Below are 20,922 nucleotides of genomic sequence, written 5' to 3' on the forward strand. Positions count from 1 at the left end.
GCATAACCTATCGGTAAACTACTGAAAATTTATCCAGCCTTTTCGCGCCCATGCTCAGTTCCGAACTCAAGTCCCAGATCCAGGGCGCCTACAGCCGTTTCCTCGAGGCCAAGGGGCTCAAGGCCCGTTATGGCCAGCGTCTTATGATCGCCGAGGTGGCCAAGGTACTGGGAACGATCAAGCACAATGACGAAGGCCAGCGTGATGGCGAGCCCGCAGTAGTGGCGGTAGAGGCAGGTACCGGCACCGGCAAGACGGTAGCCTACAGCCTGGCGGCCATTCCCACTGCCAAGGCTGCCGGCAAGCGTCTGGTCATCGCCACCGCCACCGTGGCGCTGCAGGAGCAGATCGTTCACAAGGACTTGCCGGACCTGATGCGCAACGCAGGTCTGCAGTTCAGCTTCGCCCTGGCCAAGGGACGTGGCCGCTACCTGTGTTTGTCCAAGCTGGACATGCTGCTGCAGGAAGGGCAGGTGCAAGGTGCCACTGCGCGGATGTTCGAGGAAGAAGGTTTTCACATCGACGTCGACGAGCACAGCCAGAAGCTCTACGGCAAGATGATCGAGAAGCTCGCCGGCAACCGTTGGGACGGCGATCGTGACAGCTGGCCGGAGGAGCTCGAGGATCAGGTCTGGAGTACTCTGACCACCGACCATAGCCAGTGCACCAGTCGCCATTGCCCGAACTTCCAGCAGTGCGCCTTTTACAAGGCGCGCGAGGGCATGACCAAGGTCGATGTCATCGTCACCAACCACGATATGGTCCTGGCTGACCTGGCTCTGGGCGGAGGTGCCGTGCTGCCGGACCCGCGCGAGACGCTCTACGTGTTCGACGAAGGCCACCACCTGCCGGACAAGGCCATCGGCCATTTCGCCCACTTCACCCGTTTGCGCAGCACCGCTGACTGGCTCGGCCAGGTGGAGAAGAACCTGACCAAGCTGCTGGCTCAGCATCCGTTGCCCGGTGATCTCGGTCGCCTGATCGAAATGGTGCCGGAGCAGACCAGGGAGCTGCGTACCCAGCAGCAGTTCATGTTCAGCGCCTGTGAACAGCTCGCCGACTTTCGCGCCGGCGAGGATATGGAGGGTCGCGAGCGCCCGCGTCATCGCTTCGAGGGCGGCGTGGTGCCGGAGCATTTGCGCGAGTTGGGCATTGAGCTGAAGAAGGGCTTCTCCAAGCTTACCGACGTCTTCACCCGCCTGACCGAGCTGCTCAAACAGGCCATGGACGACGAGGGCAGCAGCACCGGCCTGGCCAGCCACCAGGCCGAAGAATGGTACCCGCTGTTCGGCAGCCTGCTGGCGCGTGCCCAAGGCAACTGGGAACTGTGGACGGCCTTCACCGTAGAAGACCCGGAGGACAGTCCGCCGATGGCACGCTGGCTGACTCTGGCCGACAGCGGTGCGCTGTTCGATATCGAGGTCAACGCCAGCCCCATCCTGGCCGCCGAGACCCTGCGCCGTAACTTGTGGAACGTCGCCTATGGCGCCCTGGTGACGTCGGCGACCCTGACAGCGCTGGGCACCTTCGATCGTTACCGTATGCGCGCCGGCCTGCCCAAGGCGGCGGTCACCGCTGTAGTACCCAGTCCGTTTCACCATGCCGATGCGGGCGTGCTGCGCGTGCCGGACCTCAAGGCCGATCCGCGCGATGCCGCTGCCCACACCGCGGCCATCGTTCGCGATCTGCCGGAGCTGGTGAAGGGCGCTCGCGGTACGTTGGTGCTGTACTCCTCGCGCAAGCAGATGCAGGACGTGTTCGACGGCCTCGACCGCGACTGGCGCAAGCGCGTGCTGATCCAGGGCAACCTGTCCAAACAGGAGACACTGAACAAGCACAAGGCGCGGGTCGACGACGGCGAGGAGAGCGTGCTGTTCGGCCTGGCCAGCTTCGCCGAAGGCGTAGACCTGCCAGGTGCCTACTGCGAGCACGTGGTAATCGCCAAGATTCCCTTCGCGGTGCCTGACGACCCGGTGGAGGCTGCGCTGGCCGAATGGATCGAGGCGCGTGGCGGCAATCCGTTCATGGAAATCGCCGTGCCCGATGCTTCCTTGCGTCTGGTCCAGGCCTGCGGCCGTCTGCTGCGCACCGAGGCGGACCGAGGCACGATCACCCTGCTGGATCGTCGCGTGGTCACCCAACGTTACGGCAAGGCCATCCTCAACGCGTTGCCACCGTTTCGCCGCGAGATCGCCTGAGCCTCGGCAAGCCTGATCGCGTTAAGCATCCGGGGTGGCATCTATGGTCCCTCTAGTGTCTACTTGGGCATCTTTCGGAGTGCCTGTTCGTATGATTCACCGTTCGTTGCCCCTCGTGTTTGCCCTGACTATCACCACACCCGCGCTGGCTGCGTCGGAAGGGCAGCAGACCCTCTTCAGTTTCATCAAACCCACCGACGTGGTGAAGGTCGAGAATCAGTCCGCCAGTTTCCCCGAGTTGACCGCCGAGCCCACGCCCGAAGGCGAGGTGCTGCGCCGCTTCACCTTCAGTGCTGCCGAGAGCCCCAGCCTTCGCCTCAGCCCGCAGGCTGGTGTCTGGGACTGGTCGCAGGCTGGTGCCATGAGTCTGCGCCTGCAGAACGCCATGGATTGGGCCATTACCCTCGAAATCCATATAGAGAGCAGCGATGGCAAGGTCTTGACCAGTCGCATCGCCCTGCCGGCCGGTCCGGCACAGACGCTGCTGATTCCGCTCGCCGCCACGACGCCGCGAGCCCACGGCATGCGCGCTGCGCCGCCCATGCCGGTCAGTATCGAGGGCCAGCGCGTATTGCTGGCCGAGACCGTAGAGGGCGAGCTGAGCAAGGCCGCGGTCAGCGCCGTGACCATGAGCATGAGCCAGACGGACGCACCGCAGAGCATCCTGCTCGGCCGCTTCGGCGTGCAGGCCGGCGATGCCGCGCAGCAGGCCGCATACACCGGCATCATCGATGCCTGGGGGCAGTACAGCCGCGGCCAGTGGCCGGAGAAAGTCAGTAAGGACGAGCAGCTGCGTGAGGCGGCCTCACGCGAAAGCGACCAGCTCAAGGCTTGGCTGGTCGAGCGTCCGCAGCGGGACAAGTTCGGCGGTTGGCTGAGCGGCCCGAGCTTCGAGGCCAAGGGTTTTTTCCGTACCGAGAAGCGTGATGGTCGCTGGTTCCTGGTGACACCCGAAGGCCACCCGTTCTATTCGCTGGGGGTCAACGCGGTCAGCGCCTGGCAGAGCCAGACCTATGTGGAGGGCCGTGAGTCCATGTTCTCCGCATTGCCAAAGGACGGAGATGCTCTGGCTGCCTATTACGGCGAGCGGGACAGCCGCAGTGACAGCGGCGCGAGCCGTGGTCGCTCCTTCGACCACGGTCGTTGGTACGACTTCTACCGCGCCAACCTGCAACGTACTCATGCTGAACCCTGCCATGCGGCACAGCCGCCGCTGGCCGCTACACCGGCGCCTGCCGAACTGGCACCGTGCCCGCCGGCAGGCTTCAACGCCGACCGCTGGACCCAGCATTCGCTCGACCGTCTGCAGGCCTGGGGTTTCAACAGCCTGGGCAATTGGAGTGACGATACCCTGGCCCGCGCCCAGCGCATGCCGTACACGGTGCCGCTGTCGATCTCCGGCGACTACGCCACCATCAGTACCGGTCACGACTGGTGGGGTGGCATGCCCGACCCGTTCGACCCGCGTTTCGCCATGGCGGCCGAGCGGGCCATCGCCATTGCCACTCGTGATCGTCGTGACGACCCCTGGTTGCTCGGTTTCTTCGCCGACAACGAGTTGGCCTGGGCGGCCCCTGGCGATGATCCCAAGTCTCGCTACGCACTGGCCTACGGCACGCTGCGCCTGACCACCGACGTGCCGGCCAAGCGTGCGTTCCTCAAACAGTTACGCGACAAGTATCGTAACCAGAACGGTCTCTCCAAGGCCTGGGGCATTGAGCTCAAGGCCTGGGAGCTGATGGAGGACCCGGGTTTTGAAGCACCGCTGCCGAGTGCCGAATTCCCGCAGATCGAGAAGGATCTGCAGAGCTTCCAGCGCCTCTTTGCCACCACTTACTTCAAGACCATTGCCGAGTCGCTCAAGTGGCATTCGCCTAACCACATGCTGCTAGGTGGCCGCTTTGCCATTGCCACCCCGGAGGCGATCGAGGCCTGTGCCGAGTACTGCGATGTGCTCAGCTTCAACTTCTACGTCAAGGAGCCGCAGCACGGCTACGATTTCGCCACGTTGCGCGCACTGGACAAGCCGCTGCTGGTCACCGAATTCCACTTCGGTAGCCGTGATCGCGGGCCGTTCTGGGGCGGCGTGGCTGAGACCTACAAGGAAGAGGAGCGTGGGCCGGCCTATGCCAACTTCCTGGCTAAGGCCCTGGAGGAGCCCGCCATTGTCGGCGTGCACTGGTTCCAGTATCTGGATCAGCCGGCCAGCGGCCGCTTGCTCGATGGCGAGAACGGCCACTTCGGCCTGGTCGGTATCACCGATCGGCCCTGGCAGGGTTTCGTAGAAGCGGTGCGCAAGGCTAACCTGAAGGTTCCCGAGCAGTTAATGCCAAAGCCCGACACAGCCCCTAAGCCCTGATTTCATAAGGGACCGTTGGTCTGGCGGCGCGACTTGGACGAAGCGCCAGGATTCACATGTGCGGCCGGGACTGGAACAATGCCGGCCATTCAGACCGAGGAATACCAGGTTGCAGATCCAGGGCCATTTCGACCTGCGCTTCGAAGCGCTGAAAGACGCTTTTGTCGAACTCTTCGACGACCCGCAGGAACGAGGCGCCGCCCTGTGCGTGCAGATCGGCGGAGAAACCGTCGTCGATATCTGGGCCGGTACGGCCGACAAGGACGGCGCCGAAGCCTGGCACACCGACACGATTCTCAACCTGTTCTCCTGCACCAAGACCTTCGCCGCCGTCGCCGCCCTGCAGCTGGTGGAGCAGGGCAAGCTGGAGTTGGATGCCCCAATCGTACGCTGGTGGCCCGAGTTCGCCGCTGCAGGCAAGGAGGGCGTGACCCTGCGCCAGCTGCTCAGCCACCGCGCTGGACTGCCGGCCCTGCACGCGCCGCTGCCGGCCGAAGCCTTGTACGACTGGGAACAGATGACCGTTGCCCTGGCTGCAGAGCGCCCCTGGTGGACGCCTGGTGAAACCCACGGCTACTCGCCCATCACCTATGGCTGGCTGGTCGGCGAACTGCTGCGCCGGGTGGAGGGGCGTGGGCCCGGTGAGTCCATCGTCGCCCGCATCGCCAAGCCATTGGGACTGGATTTCCATGTCGGGTTGGACGAGTCGGAGTTTCCCCGCGTTGCCCACATCGCTCGCAAGAAGGGTGACATGGGCGATGCCGCTGCTCAGCGCCTGCTCAAGTGCATGATGAGTGAGCCGGCTTCGCTGACCACCCGTGCCTTCGCCAATCCTCCGTCCATCCTCACCAGCACCAACAAGCCGGAGTGGCGGCGCATGCAGCAGCCGGCGGCTAATGGCCACGGCAATGCGCGCGCCCTGGCCGGCTTCTACGCGGCGCTGCTGGATGGGCGCCTGCTCGAGCCTGAGCTGCTCGGCGAAATGACTCGCGAACACTCCTGCGGTGAAGATCGCACCCTATTGACCCAGACCCGTTTGGGACTGGGCTGCATGCTCGATCAGCCAGAGGTGGCGAATGCCACCTACGGCCTTGGCCGGAAGGCTTTCGGTCACCCTGGAGCGGGTGGATCGGTGGGTTTTGCCGACCCCGAATGCGATATCGCCTTCGGTTTCGTCACCAACAGTCTCGGACCATACGTACTTATGGACCCACGCGCGCAGAGATTGGCGCGAACGTTGGGTCAATGCCTGTAACTTGCTTGGGGGAAGATCTGACCATGCATAAGAAATCTCTTGTTTTGCTCTGCTGCCTGAGCCTCACCGCCTGTGCCGGTAACTCGGAAAGGTCCACTGGTACCAGCGGTTGGTGGCCGTTCGGCGGCGACAGCAAGGCCGCCGTCGTCAAGAAGGCACCTCCCAAGATCGACCATGAGGTCACCAACGCCTGGCTAGATGAGTACGAGCCGCGCCTGAAGCTGGCACTGCAAGACAGCAAGATGGAGCTGGAGCGTCGTGAGAACGTGCTGGTCGTCACTGCTCCGGTGGAGAGTTCGTTCAATCCGGATCGCCCGAGCATGCTGATGCCGGCGGTGCTTGGCCCGTTCACCAAGGTCGCCAAGATTCTCGAGGCCGACAAGCTTACCGGCGTGCTGATCCTTGGCCATGCCGACAGCACCGGCAAGGTTGAGGACAATCGCAAGCTCAGCGAGGACCGGGCCAAGGCGGTGGCGTCGATCTTCCGCCTCAGCGGTTTGCAGCGCGACCGCCTGTTGCTGAAGGGAGTCGGTTCGGACATGCCGCGCGCCGCCAACGACAGCGTCCAGGGCCGTGCCCTGAATCGCCGCGTGGAAATCGTGCTGACCCCGCAGAAGACCCTGGTCGCGCTGCTGGCCCAGTACAATCAGCCGGCACCGGCTACCGCCGCGATGCCGGTGGCGCAAGTTGTCGCAGATCAAAAAAACAAGGACAAGTCGCAGTAAGCTGGCGGGGTCAATTTCGAGGATTGCCTCATGTCGGATAGCCGCACCCCGGATAGTCGTGTGTCCCAGTCCATTGCCGATATGCGTCGCGACTATACCCGCGACGGTCTCAGTGAGGCCGATGCGCCAGGCGAGCCTTTTGCCTTGTTCCGCCAGTGGTTCGACGAGGCGGTGAAGACCGAGCAGTTGCCAGTGGAGCCCAATGCCATGACCCTGGCCACGGTGGACGAAGTGGGCCGTCCGCACTGCCGGATACTGCTGCTCAAAGGGCTCGACGAGCGTGGCTTCACCTTCTTCAGCAACTACGACAGCGCCAAGGGCGAGCAGCTGGCGGCTCAGCCTTTCGCCGCCATGACCTTCTTCTGGCCCAGCCTCGAACGCCAGGTACGCATTGAGGGTCGGGTGGAGAAGGTCTCCGTGGAAGAGTCCGATGCCTACTTCCAGATTCGCCCGCTGGGTAGTCGCCTGGGTGCCTGGGCCTCGCCGCAGAGCAGGGTGATCCGTGACCGCGAGGAGCTGCAGGAGCTGCTGGCCGATACCGAGCGCCGCTTCCTCGACCGTGCGCCAGCGTGTCCGCCGCACTGGGGTGGCTATCGCCTGCTACCGGAGCGCATCGAGTTCTGGCAGGGCCGCTCCAGCCGCCTGCATGATCGCCTCAACTACCGCCTGCTGGATGACGCCTGGCTGCGCGAGCGCTTGGCGCCCTGATGCCGGCGTGAAGGTCGTCATCGCTCCCGACTCGTTCAAGGAAAGCCTCTCTGCGCCTGAGGTAGCTTCGGCCATTGCCCGTGGCTGGCTTCAGGTCTTCCCTGAGGCAGAGGTGTTGCAGCGTCCGATGGCTGATGGCGGAGAGGGTACGGTGGATGCCGTGCTGGCCGCGACCGGAGGCGAAAGGCGTGAATGCCGGGTGAGCGGCCCTCTGGGCAAGCCAGTGATTGCCCATTGGGGCTGGCTGGGAGAGGAGCGGTGCGCCGTGCTGGAAATGGCTGCTGCCAGCGGTCTGCACTTGGTGCCGCGCGAGCAGCGTGATGCCTCGCTCACCAGTAGCTTCGGGACCGGCGAGCTGATTCGCGCCGCCCTCGATGCAGGGGCCCGCCGCATCATCCTTGGTCTCGGTGGTAGCGCCACCAACGATGGTGGTGCGGGATTGCTGCAGGCGCTGGGCGTGCGTTTTCTCGATGCTTGCGACAATCCGTTAACCCCGGGCGGTGCGGCACTGGCCGACCTGGTGCATATCGATCTTTCCGCCATGGACCCGCGTCTGGACGATGTCGAGATGCTGATCGCTGCCGACGTTGACAATCCGCTCTGTGGGCCGCGCGGCGCGTCCTGGGTGTTCGGTCCGCAGAAGGGCGCGCATGCCGATCAGGTCGAGACCCTGGATGCCGCGCTGGCGCATTTCGCCGAGGTGGCCAGTGCTGTGCTCGGCGAGGACCACAGCCGTTTCCCCGGTGCCGGTGCTGCGGGAGGGCTGGGCTTTGCTGCCCGCGCATTCCTGGGGGCGCGTTTCCGTCCTGGTATCGAGTTGGTCGCCGAACTCTCTGGATTGGCCGATGCCCTGAAAGGGGCCGATGTGCTGATCACCGGTGAAGGGCGGTTGGATTCGCAAAGCCTGCATGGCAAGACTCCCGTCGGCGTGGCGCGTCTGGCCCAGGCCGCGGGTGTGCCCGTGCTGGCCCTGGCTGGCAGTCTGGGGGAGGGCTACCAGGCGCTCTATGGCGCTGGTATCGACGCGGCCTTCGCGCTCAGCCCTGGCCCTCAGAGCCTGGAGCAGTCCATGACGCATGCCGCCACCGAGTTGCAGGCGCGAGCCTGCGATGTCGCCAGGGTCTGGAGAATGGCTCGGGGTTAGCCGCGGCGCTGCAAGTACTCGCAGGCCGCATGGTGCAACCAGTCTTCCAACTGTCCACGGCTGATGCCCTGGGCCTTGGCCTCGGTCAGGCGTTCCAGCATGTAGGTTTGCATGGCCGGATCACCTGCCGCCATGGACAGCGCCAGGTCTCGATCCATCCAGCGCCGGATGCGTACGTAGATCCACCAATGGAAGTACAGCCCGGCGATGGTGGTGACGGCGACTATGAAGTAGTCCATGAAGGGGGTCTCGATAGGGTTGTTCCATCCTGCGCTAGCCTGCGGTGACTGCAAATCTGACCCGATGTCGCACCCGGCAAGGCGGCAGCGTCGTTCGGTCGACGGAGGTGTGCTCGCGGCTCTCTGGCGCAAAGGTTTCCCTAGACTCATGCTAAGTCCTTAGGCAGGCGGTCTTGCGGATGACAGCCGGCGGCGTGCACTGTCTAATAATGGTCTCAACCGGAGAAAACCCATGCATGAATCCAAGCTGTTAGTAGCCACTCTCGTTGTTCTCAGCCTCACACTCGGTGGCTGCGCCTCCAATCTCAGTGGCGATAGCTACAGCCGTGAAGAGGCCCGTAAAGTACAGACCGTGCGTCTCGGCACTATCGAGATGCTGCGTCCCGTGAAGATCGAGGGTACCAAGACCCCCGTAGGTGCTGGCGCTGGTGCGGTGATCGGCGGTGTAGCTGGCAGCGGTATAGGCGGTGGGCGCGGCTCGGCAGTTGCCGCTGTGATCGGCGCCGTCGCGGGCGGCCTCCTGGGTGCCGCTACCGAAGAAGGACTGACTCGCACCCAGGGCGTCGAGATCACTGTGCGGGAAGATGACGGTACACTGCGCGCCTATGTACAGCAGGTACAAGAAAACGAAGTCTTCCGTGTCGGCGAGCGAGTTCGCATCATGACTGTCGATGGCACCAGTCGGGTCGCTCACTGACCGATTGTCCCTCCTCGGCTACCCGCGTTTCTGGTGTCCGCCACGCGACCATGCCATCTCTGGTAGATGGCATGTGACAACGATGTGTGTCGGAGCACTGGAGGGTGCGGTTTCAGCTCTCGCCTTGCCAGGCTGATGCTCGCCAGCACACCGCAATACACTGTCTCGCCAGGCCTGAGACGCGTCACAGGGTCGAGCGTCCCGATATCGCCGCATATGTACTTGATGGCGCACACCTAACTGCCTGCAAGAATATTGGTATGACCCTGAGAGAACAAAAAACATTTGTTTGGGTAGTTGCTCTTGTTTTTCTCGTAGTGATGTTGAGAACCGCATGGATCAGCGATGATGCGGCAATCACCCTGCGTACCGTCATGAACTTCCTGCATGGCTACGGCCCGACCTTCAATCTGGATGAAAGGGTTCAGGCATATACCCATCCGCTCTGGTTCCTGCTGCTCTCCGCCACCTCAGTCGTCACGGGAAATATTTTCCTCGCGACGTTTCTCTTGTCGATAGCCTGTTCACTTGCCGCTGTCTGGCTGGTTCTTTCAAGAGCCCGAAGCATATGGGCCGTCATGATCGTGGGTGGCTTGTTCATCTTGTCGAAGGCCTTCGTCGATTTCTCGACTTCCGGTCTTGAAAATCCTCTTTCCCATCTATTGCTGGGTCTGATGATCATGGCAGCTGCCCATGTGTCGAGTCGGCCCGCAGATAAATACTCGCTGTTGTTCTGGTTGCTGTGTTCTGCGTTGTATCTGAGCCGGCCGGATCTTCTCGTGATCGTCGCTCCTCTGGCTCTCTGGGTAGCGATCCGAAGCTCTTTCGACAAGAAGCAGCTCTTGGGGGCGTTGCTGTTGGGCGGTTTGCCGGTCCTGCTCTGGACCGCTTTCTCCTTGTATTACTACGGATTCCCGTTTCCCAATACCGCCTATGCGAAGCTCGGCTCCGGAATACCTCTGGATTCGAGAATCACACAGGGTGTGAGATATCTTCTGCATTGCCTGGATCGAGATCCGCTGACGCTGGCCTTCATTGTTCTCGGCTGCCTGTTCGCCTTCAGGTCATCCAGTCTGAATCGATGCCTGATTGCAGGCGTCGTGTCCTATCTGGCTTATGTCATCAGCATTGGCGGAGATTTCATGGAGGGGCGGTTTTTAACAGCACCTCTTTATGTCACTGCATTCATGGTAGTGGGTGAGGCTTTCCAGCGGATTCAATGGCTGGGGTTTGGATCGATTCTGTGCGTTTTCGGCCTGCCTGGAGCTGGCAATACGCTATTGAGCAACGCTTCGTACTCCAACAGAGAAATTCCGCACAATGGCATCGCGGATGAGCGGGGCTTCTATTATCCGAGCTTCGGTCTGCTGACGTCCCAGCGCACGTTGTTCTCGCAACCTGACTGGGAGATAGGTGAGCGCAGGACGACCATCGTTTGTGGTGGCTTGGGGTTCGATGGGATCTTCAAGGGCCCTGGAGTGCACTTCATTGATTACTGTGGCTTGGCTGACCCGCTGCTGGCGCGTTTGCCTGCGCGGTATGACGCCAACTGGCGGCCCGGTCATTTCTATCGGCAGTTGCCGACGGATTATCAGATAAGCCTCGATACCAACCAGAATCTATTGAAGGATCCGGCCACCAAGTCCTACTGGGATTCTCTGCGTTTGGTGACCCGTGGGCCGCTGAATGATTGGGATCGATGGGGCGAGATTTTCAGGCTGAACCTAGGCCTCGATCAGCCTCGGGACTTGAGCATCTACAGGAATGGGCTTGTCCCTCGCGGTTCCGAGCACAAGATCGGCCGTATTGGTGATTTGAGAAATGTGGTCGAGGGCGTGGAGTGGGATGCTCCGGGGAATCTGGTTTTTTCTTCATCGATCGATATTCAGCTGGATAGGGATTCCAGCTTCGACCAGATAGATATTTCTCTGGATAACAATGACACCTATGCACTGCAGGTGCTTTCCGCAGGGGTGTGGGTTCCGATCATTCAGATTCCGCCCAAGAGGGGCGTCGGGATGGTCCGGCATCAGCTCGTGCTGCCGGAGAAAACACCTCCGAGTCGCACCATCAGGCTTACCGCGGTGTCTGGAGACGGCATGTACTCGATAGGGCATCTGATCGTCCGATGATCGAGAGATGCAGCTACCCTGTGCGGGAATGGAGGCCCCTATTGCGAAGTGCGGCTAGGGTGCAGATTCGCCGCTGGAGGCATGACTCGTGAGTAGTCGTTGGGACATCTTCTGCAGCGTGGTGGATAACTACGGCGATATTGGCGTGACTTGGCGCCTGGCACGCCAGTTGGTAGTTGAATATGGCTTGGAGGTGCGCCTGTGGGTGGATGAGCCTGCAGCCTTTCTTCGCTTGTGCCCACGAGCTGACACAAGCGCGCGCAGCCAGTATGTCGAAGGTGTGGAGGTCATCCGCTGGGAGCAGGACTTCCCCGCGACAGCTGCCGCCGATGTGGTGATCGAGGCTTTCGCCTGTACGCTGCCGGCCAGTTATGTGGTTGCAATGGCCGAGCGCGCCGAGAGACCGCTTTGGCTCAACCTGGAGTATCTCAGCGCCGAGGATTGGGTGGCCGGCTGTCACGGCCTGCCGTCGCCGCAACCTGGGGGGCAGCAGAAGTTCTTCTTCTTCCCTGGATTCACCGAGGGTACCGGCGGCTTGCTGCGCGAGGCTGGATTGACCTCGCGTCGTCAGGTATTCCAGGCGGATGCAGAGGCGCGTGGAGAATTTCTCGCCAGCCTCGGTATCGCGCTACTGCCCGAGGCGCAGCTTATCTCGCTGTTTGCCTACGAGAATGTGGCGCTGGCCGAGTGGTTGGACATGCTGGCGAGTCAGTCCACGTACACCCAGCTTCTGGTGCCGCGTGGGCGCATCGAGTCCGATTTGTGCCGCTGGCTCGGCGTCGAGGTTCTGGGAGAGGGAGGTTGCTGGCTGCGTGGCAAGCTGCAAGTGCACCTGCTGCCCTTCCTCAGTCAGGACAGGTATGACCGACTGCTGTGGTGCTGCAATTTCAACGCGATCCGTGGGGAGGACTCCTTCGTCCGAGCGCAGTGGGCCGGGCGTCCGTTGCTCTGGCATATCTATCGGCAGGAGGAGGGCGCGCACTGGGATAAGCTGACGGCATTCCTCGATCTTTACTGCGGCGCGTTGTCGCCGATGGCCGCCGATGCCCTACGGAATCTATGGCATGCCTGGAATGGTCAGGGTGAGATGGGAGCGGCCTGGGCCGCGGCTCAGGTGGAAATGCAGGCTCTCTCCGAACATGCCGAAACCTGGTGCGCGAAGCTGGCCTCTCGTCCTGATCTTGCCGCAGCGCTGGTGCAGTTTCACCGAAATTGGCTATTATGCGCGGCCTAGAAATCTGTACCTCCATCCAAATCCGGATACTCGTATGAAAACCGCACAAGAAATGAAGCCCAACAGTGTGGCCCTGATCGACGGCCATCCGTGGCTGATCCAGAAGGCCGAATTCACCAAGTCCGGCCGTAACAGCGCCATCGTCAAGATGAAGCTGAAGAACCTGATCAACGGCTCCAAGACCGAGACCGTTTACAAGGCCGACGACAAGATGGAGCCGGTTATCCTTGAGCGCAAGGAAGTGACCCTGTCCTACATCAATGGTGACGACTACGTCTTCATGGACCCGGAGTACAACTCCTACGAACTGCGCGCCGAAGATCTGGAAAGCGTTCTGCCGTTCATCGAAGAAGGCATGACCGACATCTGCGAAGCCGTATTCTTCGAAGGCAAAGTGATTTCCGTTGACCTGCCGACCACCATCGTTCGCCAGATCACCTACACCGAAAACTCCGCCCGTGGCGACACCTCTGGCAAGGTCATGAAGCCTGCCAAGCTGCGCAACGGTACCGAAGTCAAAGTCGCCGACTTCTGCAACATCGACGACTGGATCGAGATCGATACCCGCGACGGTTCCTACAAGAGCCGTACTCAGGCTCCATCCGCCTGAGGACCGCTTGCACTGCGCTGCCAGGATACGATGTCGTTCCTGCGGCGCGGTGAGTCGGGTACTACAAGAAACCGATGCTGGAGACGGCATCGGTTTTTTTATGCCTTCTGTGTAGCGGAATCGGTTGAGGCAGGTTGGCTGCGGGGGGGGCATTGGGAGAGAGGAGGGGGCGAGAGTAGCTGCTGGCAGGGCGAATGAGAGCGCACGTGGGGGGGGCGTGCGCTCTCGCCTTCAGCGGTTTACCAGAGCGACATGGTGTAGCTGAGGATCAGGCGATTTTCGTCCAGGTCGTTGGCGAAGTTGGAACGTACCGTGGCGTTGCGCCATTTGACGCCGAAATTCTTCAGCGGGCCTTCCTGGAATACATAGGCGATATCGGTGTTGCGCTCCCACTCTTTGCCGCTGTTGCCAGCTGCGCCGAGATCGACATCGTCACCCGTGAGATAGCGGGTCATGAAGGTCAGGCCGGGAATCCCGATGGCGGCGAAGTTGTAGTCGTAGCGTACCTGCCAGGACTTCTCGTCCTTGTTGGCGAAGTCGCCGATCTGCACATAGTTCACCAGGAACGGATCGGTCCCGTTGATGTAGGCGAAGCCGGTGTCGCCGCTCATCTTCTGATAGCCGAGGCCGAAGGCGTGGCCACCCAGACCGTAGGTGAACATGGCATTGACGGCGGTGTTGTCGACGTTGGTGTTGCCGTCATCGGTGGAGCGGGCCCAGCGGATGTCCGACTTCAGCGATTGCTTGTCGGCTATCGGCAGTACGTGAACCAGATTCAGGTAGTGCTGCTTGTACAGGTCTTCCAGGGCGCCATAGTGGTAACTGGTGGTCAGACTGTCGTTCCACTTGTAGCTGAAACCGCCGAAGTCGAATTTGTCGGCGGTGACGCCCGCTGCTCCGGTGATATTGCGACGACCACCGGTGGTCATCAGCATGTCCTCGTAGTCCGAGGAGTCGCGCAGGTTGTACTGCTTGAGGCGACCGGCATCGACGGTCAGGCCGTCGATCTCGGTGGAGTTGAGCGCGCCGCCGCTGAAGGCCTGGGGCAGCAGTCGCGAGTCGTTGGCCTGCACGACCGGAAGCTTGGGCATCAAAGTGCCGACTTTCAGCACGCTCTTGGAGATCTTGACCTTGGCTGTAGCACCGAAGTCGCCGTAGCTGTCCTGGGCTTGGCCGGTCTCGCGGTCGCGCTGCAGGAGCCCGCTGCCGCTACGATCTGAGCCGGAGTCCAGCTTCAGGCCCAGCGTCCCGATGGCGTCGAGACCGAAACCGACGGTGCCTTCGGTGAAGCCCGACTCGTAACGCAGGAGGAAGCCCTGAGCCCACTCTTCCTGCTTGGATTGAGCTGGTGTGGGGTTTGAATCCTGGCGCAGGTCTCGGTTGAAGTAGAAGTTGCGTAGCTCCAGGGTGGCCTTGCTGTCTTCCAGAAAGGCTGCCTGTACCAGGCCAGGCAGGGTGAGGCTGGTGCCCAGGGCGGCGAGCGCTACACCGCGGGCGAGAGGGGACTTGCTCATTCTTATTGTTCCTCTGGTGATGGCGATCCGGTCTGTCCGGATTCGTTGCAGCCTGAAGACTAAAACATTTCGCAAAAATTACCGCTTCTAGACCTTGGTCGAGTCATTCGATCCAGTTCGGGTAGTAGCCCAGTGATCGCTGGGTCGTCTCATCGTGGGCGGGTACGACGATCAGGGCCGGATCTTCGCGCATTAGCTCATGCACGCGCTGCAATTGCTTGAAGGTGGCGTCGCGGTCGTTGTCCACCATGTTTCGGCTGATCCAGAATTTCTCCTTGGGCCCGGTGAAGCCCTCCAGACGCCAGCTTGTGTCGCCGGTGAAGAAATAGCGCTGGCCATCGTCGAGCGTAAGAAACAACCCGGTTGAGCCTGGTGTATGGCCGACCATTGGAACCAGCACCAGGCTGCCGTCGCCAAACAGGTCGAGACTCTGCTCGAAGCCCATGAATGGCTGATTGGTGTATTCGAATGGCATCCAGCGAATCGCATGGGCGAACTGGCTGGGCAGCACCGCAGGTGGCGGGGCTATGCGGCTGAATTCAATTTCCTCGTAGGGCGCCCAGACAGGCACTTCCGGGAAGTCCGCCAGGCCCGATGCGTGGTCCCAATGGCTATGGGTGAGCAGGATACGGTCGACCTGTACGCCATCCCGATCCAGTTGATCACGTACTGGCGTGACCTTGCCATAGCGCAACAGAGGCTTGTCGTACCAAGGCATCTCCGACTCGAACTGTTGATCTACCTGCCGACCCAGTGAAGTATCGAGCAGCAGCGTGGCGGCATGGTGCTCTATCAGTACGGCAACATGATTGGCGATGGCCTTCTCGGTCCAGGCGCCACCTTCGATCGTAAAGGCGTCTCGGGTCTCGGTTTCGGCCGTCTTAACCAGGCTGAAGCGCATGCCGGCGGCTTGAGTGGTACCGCCGATGGCCAGCAGTAGAAGAAAGAGTAGGGGGCGCATGTTTCAGGCTCCTTGGTCGGGCGCTGGGCAATGGGGATGTCGGATCGCGGAGTGGACCGTCGAGATGCTGGCGTGGCTATCCATCGCGGCGTCTCACAGACCAGGCATGCCGACATAGCCGGGTAGGGTGCGGATGCGAGCGAGCCAGCCGCCGAGATGGGTGTAGGGCAGCAGATCGAGGCCGCCATCCCCAGCCAGGGCGACATAGGGGTAGACGGAGATGTCGGCGATGGTCGGAGCCGATCCTTCTGCCAGCCAGCTGTGCTGGGACAGATGAGCGTCTAACAGTTCCAGCACCTGAATGGCGCGTTGCTGAGCCTGTTGCAGGTCACCAGGCAGACGGAACAGCCTATGCATCCGCGCCTGTCCCGGACCTTTTGCCACCTCGTTGGCTGCGAAGCTCAGCCAGCCAGCGATACGGGCTTGGTTGAGGGCGTCTCGTGGATACCAGTCGGTGCCGGCATAGCGGCTAGCCAGATACACGAGAATGGCCTGTGAGTCATAGATGACCTCGCCTTGATCCTCCAGTACCGGCACTTGGCCGCGTGGGTTGAGTGCCAGGAAGCCAGGGTGCCTATGTGCGCCGCCCGCCAAGTCGACTTGGACTACCTCGGCATCGTGACCGAGCAGGGCGAGGAGCAGGCGGACCTTGTAGCAGTTCCCGGAAAGGGTGAAGTCATAGAGTCGCATGGATGAGCTGAGTCCTGTCGTCATGTGTGCGTCGATATTAGACAGACAGGTCTGTATATTTCAAGTCGGCATATTATCTAACTGGAGCCGCCGCCATGCACCACCGCATAATGTCCGTCGTTGGGGAGGGTTAGATGGCATCGAACAAGCGCGAACAATTGATCAATACGGCCAAGGGCCTCTTTGCCCGTGAGGGTTATCACGCTACTGGCATCGACCGTATCCTGGCCGAGTCTGGTGTGGCCAAGATGACGCTCTACAAGCACTTCCGCTCCAAGGACGAATTGATCCTGGCCGTGCTCGAGGAGCGTGAGCACGAGACGCTGGGCCGCCTGGCTCAACTGCGTGCCGCATGTCCGCCCAGGGACGCGCTGTTGCTGACCTTCGATGGCCTGCATGCCTGGATCAACGAGCGCGATTTCTGCGGTTGCAGCTTCATTCATGCGGCGGCCGAATTTCATGACCGCGAACATCCTATCCACCGTCAGGCGGCTGCTTTCAAGACGGCATTTGCCGGGCATTTCCGTGAGCTGCTGCAGGCATTGGGGGCTGAGCAGGCAGAGCTGCTGGGCAGTCAGTTGCAGTTCCTTCTCGAGGGGGCGCTGAGCATGGCGCATGTGCAGGGGCCGGGCGATCAGGCGCTTCAGGCTAAGGCCGCCGCGCAGGTGTTGATGGATTCGGCGAGTGTCTGAAGGGCATGTGCGCAGAGTGTTTGCCTGCTCTGCTCTAGCCTCGCAAGCGGCCGTTGGTCGGTTATCCCTCAAATTTTCCCGATAGCTGCCGTCAAAAAGGCAGTTCTCCCTCTGTCTGGTACGCCAACATGAACAATCTGGCTTCCCTTTCTCCTTCGCTGGCCCGTCCTTCGGGGATCAATACTCTATCCACCCCACGTGGTCACATGGATGCGCAGAACACTCTGGCCAATCGCCTGGCCAACCGTCTCGGTCTCGAGCCTGGTGCGCTGGATGGCAAGCGCGAGGATTTCGCGCCGGACAAAGTGGCTGATCGAGTGCTCGGTTTCATCGAGCAGCGCCTGAAGAGCGAGGCCGCCGCCGGGGCAGATACCTCCAAGCTGGAGGGGCTGCTGGCTCAGGCTCGAGAAGGTGTTGAAAAGGGGTTCGCCGAGGCGCGCAAGATTCTCGACGGAATGGGCGTACTCAAGGGCAAGGTAGCGGAAGACATTGATGCCACCTACGACAAGATCCAGAGTGGTCTGAAGGGGCTCGAGTCGGATTACGCGCCCAAGGCACCGGCCACGGGGAATAGTAGCGCTGCGGTGGCCGCTCGCAGCGAGCGTTTTTCCGCTCGGGCGGAAACCTTCGACATGCAAATCACGACCCGCGATGGCGATCGCCTGAAAATCTCCATTGCCGGTGCTTCGGCCAATTGGTCGCAAAGCAGCGTGGCAGCTGCGAGTAATGGCAGCAGCTCCGTGGGCGCCGCCAGCACAAGCTCCGGCAGCATGCAGATAGGCGCGTGGCGGGTCGAGGTGGAGGGTGAGCTGGATGATGAGGAGCGCACAGCCCTGGAGGGCCTGTTCAAGCAGGTCCAGGATATTTCCAGCGACTTCTATTCGGGCAACCTGAACGGTGCGTTCGACCGCGCCATGCAGCTGAAGATGGATGGCTCTCAACTGGCCTCCATGTCGTTGCAACTGACACAGACCAGCGTACGCCAGGCCACCGACGCCTATGGCGCTGTGGCCCAGCAGGGTGGCCAGGCTGCCAGCGCCGTGAACGATTCGCTGATCGACTATGCTCGCGGCCTGCTCGATGCGCTGCGTACCGCAGACAAGGTCTCGGAGGATGCCAAGGGTACCTTGGAGCAGTTGTTGGATGGTGGCTTCAGCCTGGACGAGCGCTTCGACGAGTCTCTGCTGGAAAAAGCCAAGGAGCTCAACTCTCGCCTGCTCGACGGCCTGCAAGGCATGCTGCCGAAGCCTGAGGCCGAGAAGGCCTGATCGGATGGTAGACTGCGTCTCTGATTGACTGCGGAGGCGCTCCGATGCCCCCTGAATGCCAGCTCTTCGGCACACTCGGCTGTCACCTCTGTGAGGTGGCCGAGGCGCTGTTGATGCCCTTCGTTGAACATGGCCTGCTGGTCGAGCTGGTTGATATTGCCGAACGAGAGGATTGGGTCGAGCAATACGGCCTGCGCATCCCTGTGCTTCGTCGCAATGATACTGGTGCAGAGCTCGGCTGGCCTTTCGAGGCTGATCAGGTGGTAGCTTTCCTGCGCTGAGCCGCTTCTCTCTTGACTGCTTGATATCTTGAACAGCTGATGCGTATTTTGTACGGATCAACAGCAAGGATAAGCAGTCATGACTACCGACGGCCTTAGTGTGCTTGCCGAGCGCTTGACCGGTATAGACGAAGTCGAATGTGTCACCGCCGACCTCAATGGCGTACCGCGAGGCAAGGTGATGACCGTCGATGGGTTTCTGGAGGGGCGCCGTCTTCAGCTGGCTCGCGGGGTGATGCTGCAGTGCATCATGGGCGGTTATCCGTCAGCACGCTTCTATGGCAGTGATGATGGTGATCTGGTCCTCAGTAGCTCACCGGAAAGAGTATTCCTTCTGCCCTGGAGCGACTCTCCCAGAGCCCTGGCGATTTGCGATGTCCATGAGCTAGACGGGCGCAGTTCCGGCCTCTCCACGCGTGGCCTGCTTGAGCATGTGGTAGGCGCCTATGCAGAGCGAGGATGGCAGCCGGTGGTGGCCACGGAGTTGGAGTTCTTCGTCTTCGAGCGCCATCTGGACTGCGCGAAGCCATTTCGGCCGCCAGTTGGTCTGGATGGTAGCCGCGAGAGTGGTTGCGCGGCATTCAGTGTGTCATCAGGCAACGGTCTTCGGCCGTTCTTCGAGGAGGTCTACCGTTGCATGGCGGCGCTGGGCATGCCGCGCGATACCTTCATGCACGAAATGGGCGTCAGCCAGTTCGAGATCAACCTGCTGCATGGCGATCCGCTGCAGGTGGCGGACCAAACGTTCCTGTTCAAGCACCTGTTACACGAGGTGGGGCTCAAGCATGGTCTGGCGGTGGTCTGCATGGCCAAGCCGCTGCCACACACGCCCGGTAGCTCCATGCATATCCATCAGAGCGTGGTGGAGCAGGGCTGTGGACGCAATATCTTCAGCTCTGTGGAGGGCGAGGCGACTCCGGCCTTCTTCCATTTCATCGGTGGTCAGCAGGCGGCATTGGCGGATTTCACACTCTTGTTTGCGCCCCATGTGAATTCTTATCAGCGTCTGTGTCATCCCTATGCTTCGCCGAACAATGCCTGCTGGTCGCATGACAATCGTGCTGCCGGCTTGCGCATTCCTGCCAGCGGGCCGGAGGCAAGGCGGGTGGAGAACCGCTTGCCTGGCGCCGATGCCAATCCCTATTTAGCCATTGCGGCCAGCTTGGCAGCCGGTCTGCATGGTTTGTGTCACGGATTGGAGCCTAGTGCGGCGATTCAGGGGGAGTTCGAAGTGCCATCGGCGCTCAGCCTGCCCTGCACCATGCATGCTGCGTTGCAGCGTCTGCAGAGCAGCGAGCTGGCTCGTGAATGGTTCGGTGATGAGTTCGTTGATGGGTACTGTGCCAGCAAGGGCATGGAGCTAATGAGTTATTTGGATGAAATCACGCCCTGGGAGCGGCGGGTACTGGCAAGCCAGGTCTGAACGGGCCTGGCTGTTCCTGTCACTCGTCATCCACTCGGCGGGCTTCTCGCTGAAGTTGGTAGACGAAGCGCTCGACCTGGCGCTGCTCGAGACCGCTCATGCGATAGAACTTCATACCGGCGAAGGTCATGTTCACCTTCTCCACGAAGTGTACATGGCGTAGCTCGGCTGCTGTGGTCATGGAGCCGATAGGCAGCTGGGCGGTGAACTGCTCATAGACCTGACCCGCTTGCAGGCGGTCACTCACGTCGCCAGCGAATCGCAGGCGGCAACCGGTTGCCGATATATCGAGTAGCTGACCCTTAAGGCCAGGGCTGAGACGGGTGCCGGCCAGTTCGATATTGACCAGCTGACTCTGACCTAGCGTGGCGCGAAACGCATTGCGCCGCTGGTGATAGGTGACCCGCTCCGGCATGTAGCTCCAGTAGCAGCGCGAACCCTCCAGCTCACCGATCTGCACCGGATCCTCGCACTCCCAAGCGATGCGTACGCCATCATGGAAGCCTTCTACGCGGAACGGTTCGCCACTTTGCATGAAGCGCTCGCCATCATTGGGGACCATTTCATCTAGGGCAATCACGCCCCGATCCCGATTGACGTCGACGAGATAGCTCTGGAACCGTTGGCCACGGTCCTTGAAGGTAACGATGAGGGGATCTCGGCTCTGCTGCAGCAGGCGCAGGTTGGCAAAGATCTCCAAGGGTGCGGTCAGCACCTTTGGGGGCTGTGGGCCCTCGTCCTCGTGAAATGGGTTGGACACGTTACGGCATTCTCCAGCGACGACAGCACTAG

At 61.3% G+C, this 20,922-nt stretch carries 18 protein-coding genes and 1 pseudogene; 14 read left to right on the top strand and 5 right to left on the bottom strand.

Annotation, left to right across the window (positions count from 1 at the left end; genetic code table 11):
• Positions 1–50: 50 nt before the first annotated feature.
• The 6 genes and pseudogenes from dinG to IB234_RS18000 all read left to right on the top strand — a co-directional run bounded on the left by dinG (position 51) and on the right by IB234_RS18000 (position 8,389).
• The gene (gene dinG, locus IB234_RS17975) at positions 51–2,198 is read left to right on the top strand and encodes an ATP-dependent DNA helicase DinG (RefSeq protein WP_192320460.1); all 2,148 of its coding nucleotides are present in this window, start codon (positions 51–53) and stop codon (positions 2,196–2,198) included.
• 91 nt (positions 2,199–2,289) lie between these two features.
• On the top strand, positions 2,290–4,557 hold the full coding sequence (locus IB234_RS17980) for a beta-agarase (RefSeq protein WP_192320462.1): 2,268 nt from the start codon (positions 2,290–2,292) through the stop codon (positions 4,555–4,557).
• Positions 4,558–4,666: 109 nt separating this feature from the next.
• A complete protein-coding gene (locus tag IB234_RS17985) occupies positions 4,667–5,812 on the top strand; it encodes a serine hydrolase domain-containing protein (RefSeq protein ID WP_192320464.1) in 1,146 nt (381 codons plus the stop codon).
• Positions 5,813–5,835: 23 nt separating this feature from the next.
• Positions 5,836–6,498, top strand: a pseudogene (locus IB234_RS17990) (OmpA family protein); the annotation flags it as partial.
• Between the two features lie 99 nt (positions 6,499–6,597).
• Positions 6,598–7,245, top strand: coding sequence for a pyridoxamine 5'-phosphate oxidase (gene pdxH / locus IB234_RS17995; RefSeq protein ID WP_192321011.1), 648 nt, complete (start codon positions 6,598–6,600; stop codon positions 7,243–7,245).
• Between the two features lie 7 nt (positions 7,246–7,252).
• On the top strand, positions 7,253–8,389 hold the full coding sequence (locus IB234_RS18000) for a glycerate kinase (protein WP_192320466.1): 1,137 nt from the start codon (positions 7,253–7,255) through the stop codon (positions 8,387–8,389).
• Here IB234_RS18000 and IB234_RS18005 read toward each other — a convergent pair.
• Positions 8,386–8,628: a hypothetical protein gene (locus tag IB234_RS18005; protein ID WP_192320467.1), complete on the bottom strand. Its 243-nt coding sequence runs from the start codon at positions 8,626–8,628 to the stop codon at positions 8,386–8,388. The genes IB234_RS18000 and IB234_RS18005 overlap by 4 nt on opposite strands.
• Positions 8,629–8,860: 232 nt before the next feature.
• On the opposite strand from IB234_RS18005, the gene IB234_RS18010 reads away from it, so the two are divergent.
• From IB234_RS18010 to efp, 4 genes are all read left to right on the top strand, one after another.
• Positions 8,861–9,325: a glycine zipper 2TM domain-containing protein gene (locus IB234_RS18010; protein ID WP_192320468.1), complete on the top strand. Its 465-nt coding sequence runs from the start codon at positions 8,861–8,863 to the stop codon at positions 9,323–9,325.
• Between the two features lie 260 nt (positions 9,326–9,585).
• On the top strand, positions 9,586–11,457 hold the full coding sequence (locus IB234_RS18015) for a hypothetical protein (RefSeq protein WP_192320469.1): 1,872 nt from the start codon (positions 9,586–9,588) through the stop codon (positions 11,455–11,457).
• 88 nt (positions 11,458–11,545) lie between these two features.
• On the top strand, positions 11,546–12,691 hold the full coding sequence (gene earP, locus IB234_RS18020; RefSeq protein WP_192320470.1) for an elongation factor P maturation arginine rhamnosyltransferase EarP: 1,146 nt from the start codon (positions 11,546–11,548) through the stop codon (positions 12,689–12,691).
• Positions 12,692–12,725: 34 nt separating this feature from the next.
• Positions 12,726–13,301 (top strand): elongation factor P, encoded by a 576-nt coding sequence (gene efp / locus IB234_RS18025; RefSeq protein ID WP_043309861.1) that lies wholly within the window; start codon positions 12,726–12,728, stop codon positions 13,299–13,301.
• A 239-nt stretch (positions 13,302–13,540) separates the two neighbouring features.
• On the opposite strand, the gene IB234_RS18030 is transcribed toward efp, so the two are convergent.
• From IB234_RS18030 to IB234_RS18040, 3 genes are all read right to left on the bottom strand, one after another.
• Entirely contained in the window at positions 13,541–14,815 is a 1,275-nt protein-coding gene (locus IB234_RS18030) for an OprD family porin (RefSeq protein WP_192320471.1), read from the bottom strand.
• A gap of 103 nt (positions 14,816–14,918) precedes the next feature.
• A complete protein-coding gene (locus IB234_RS18035) occupies positions 14,919–15,776 on the bottom strand; it encodes an MBL fold metallo-hydrolase (RefSeq protein WP_192320472.1) in 858 nt (285 codons plus the stop codon).
• Positions 15,777–15,869: 93 nt separating this feature from the next.
• The gene (locus IB234_RS18040; protein WP_192320473.1) at positions 15,870–16,466 is read right to left on the bottom strand and encodes a glutathione S-transferase family protein; all 597 of its coding nucleotides are present in this window, start codon (positions 16,464–16,466) and stop codon (positions 15,870–15,872) included.
• 134 nt (positions 16,467–16,600) lie between these two features.
• On the opposite strand from IB234_RS18040, the gene IB234_RS18045 reads away from it, so the two are divergent.
• The 4 genes from IB234_RS18045 to IB234_RS18060 all read left to right on the top strand — a co-directional run bounded on the left by IB234_RS18045 (position 16,601) and on the right by IB234_RS18060 (position 20,130).
• The gene (locus tag IB234_RS18045) at positions 16,601–17,158 is read left to right on the top strand and encodes a TetR/AcrR family transcriptional regulator (RefSeq protein WP_192320474.1); all 558 of its coding nucleotides are present in this window, start codon (positions 16,601–16,603) and stop codon (positions 17,156–17,158) included.
• Positions 17,159–17,286: 128 nt separating this feature from the next.
• The gene (locus tag IB234_RS18050) at positions 17,287–18,426 is read left to right on the top strand and encodes a DUF5610 domain-containing protein (protein WP_192320475.1); all 1,140 of its coding nucleotides are present in this window, start codon (positions 17,287–17,289) and stop codon (positions 18,424–18,426) included.
• Positions 18,427–18,470: 44 nt separating this feature from the next.
• Positions 18,471–18,707 carry a glutaredoxin family protein gene (locus tag IB234_RS18055; protein ID WP_192320477.1) on the top strand — a complete coding sequence of 79 codons (237 nt, stop codon included), beginning with the start codon at positions 18,471–18,473 and terminating at the stop codon, positions 18,705–18,707.
• Between the two features lie 181 nt (positions 18,708–18,888).
• Positions 18,889–20,130, top strand: a complete 1,242-nt coding sequence (locus IB234_RS18060) for a glutamine synthetase family protein (RefSeq protein WP_192321014.1) — start codon at positions 18,889–18,891, stop codon at positions 20,128–20,130.
• Positions 20,131–20,149: 19 nt separating this feature from the next.
• On the opposite strand, the gene IB234_RS18065 is transcribed toward IB234_RS18060, so the two are convergent.
• Positions 20,150–20,890: a flagellar brake protein gene (locus tag IB234_RS18065; protein WP_318652037.1), complete on the bottom strand. Its 741-nt coding sequence runs from the start codon at positions 20,888–20,890 to the stop codon at positions 20,150–20,152.
• Positions 20,891–20,922: the final 32 nt, after the last annotated feature.

Origin of the sequence: Pseudomonas sp. PDM16 (assembly GCF_014851865.1) — a bacterium.
GTDB lineage: Bacteria > Pseudomonadota > Gammaproteobacteria > Pseudomonadales > Pseudomonadaceae > Aquipseudomonas.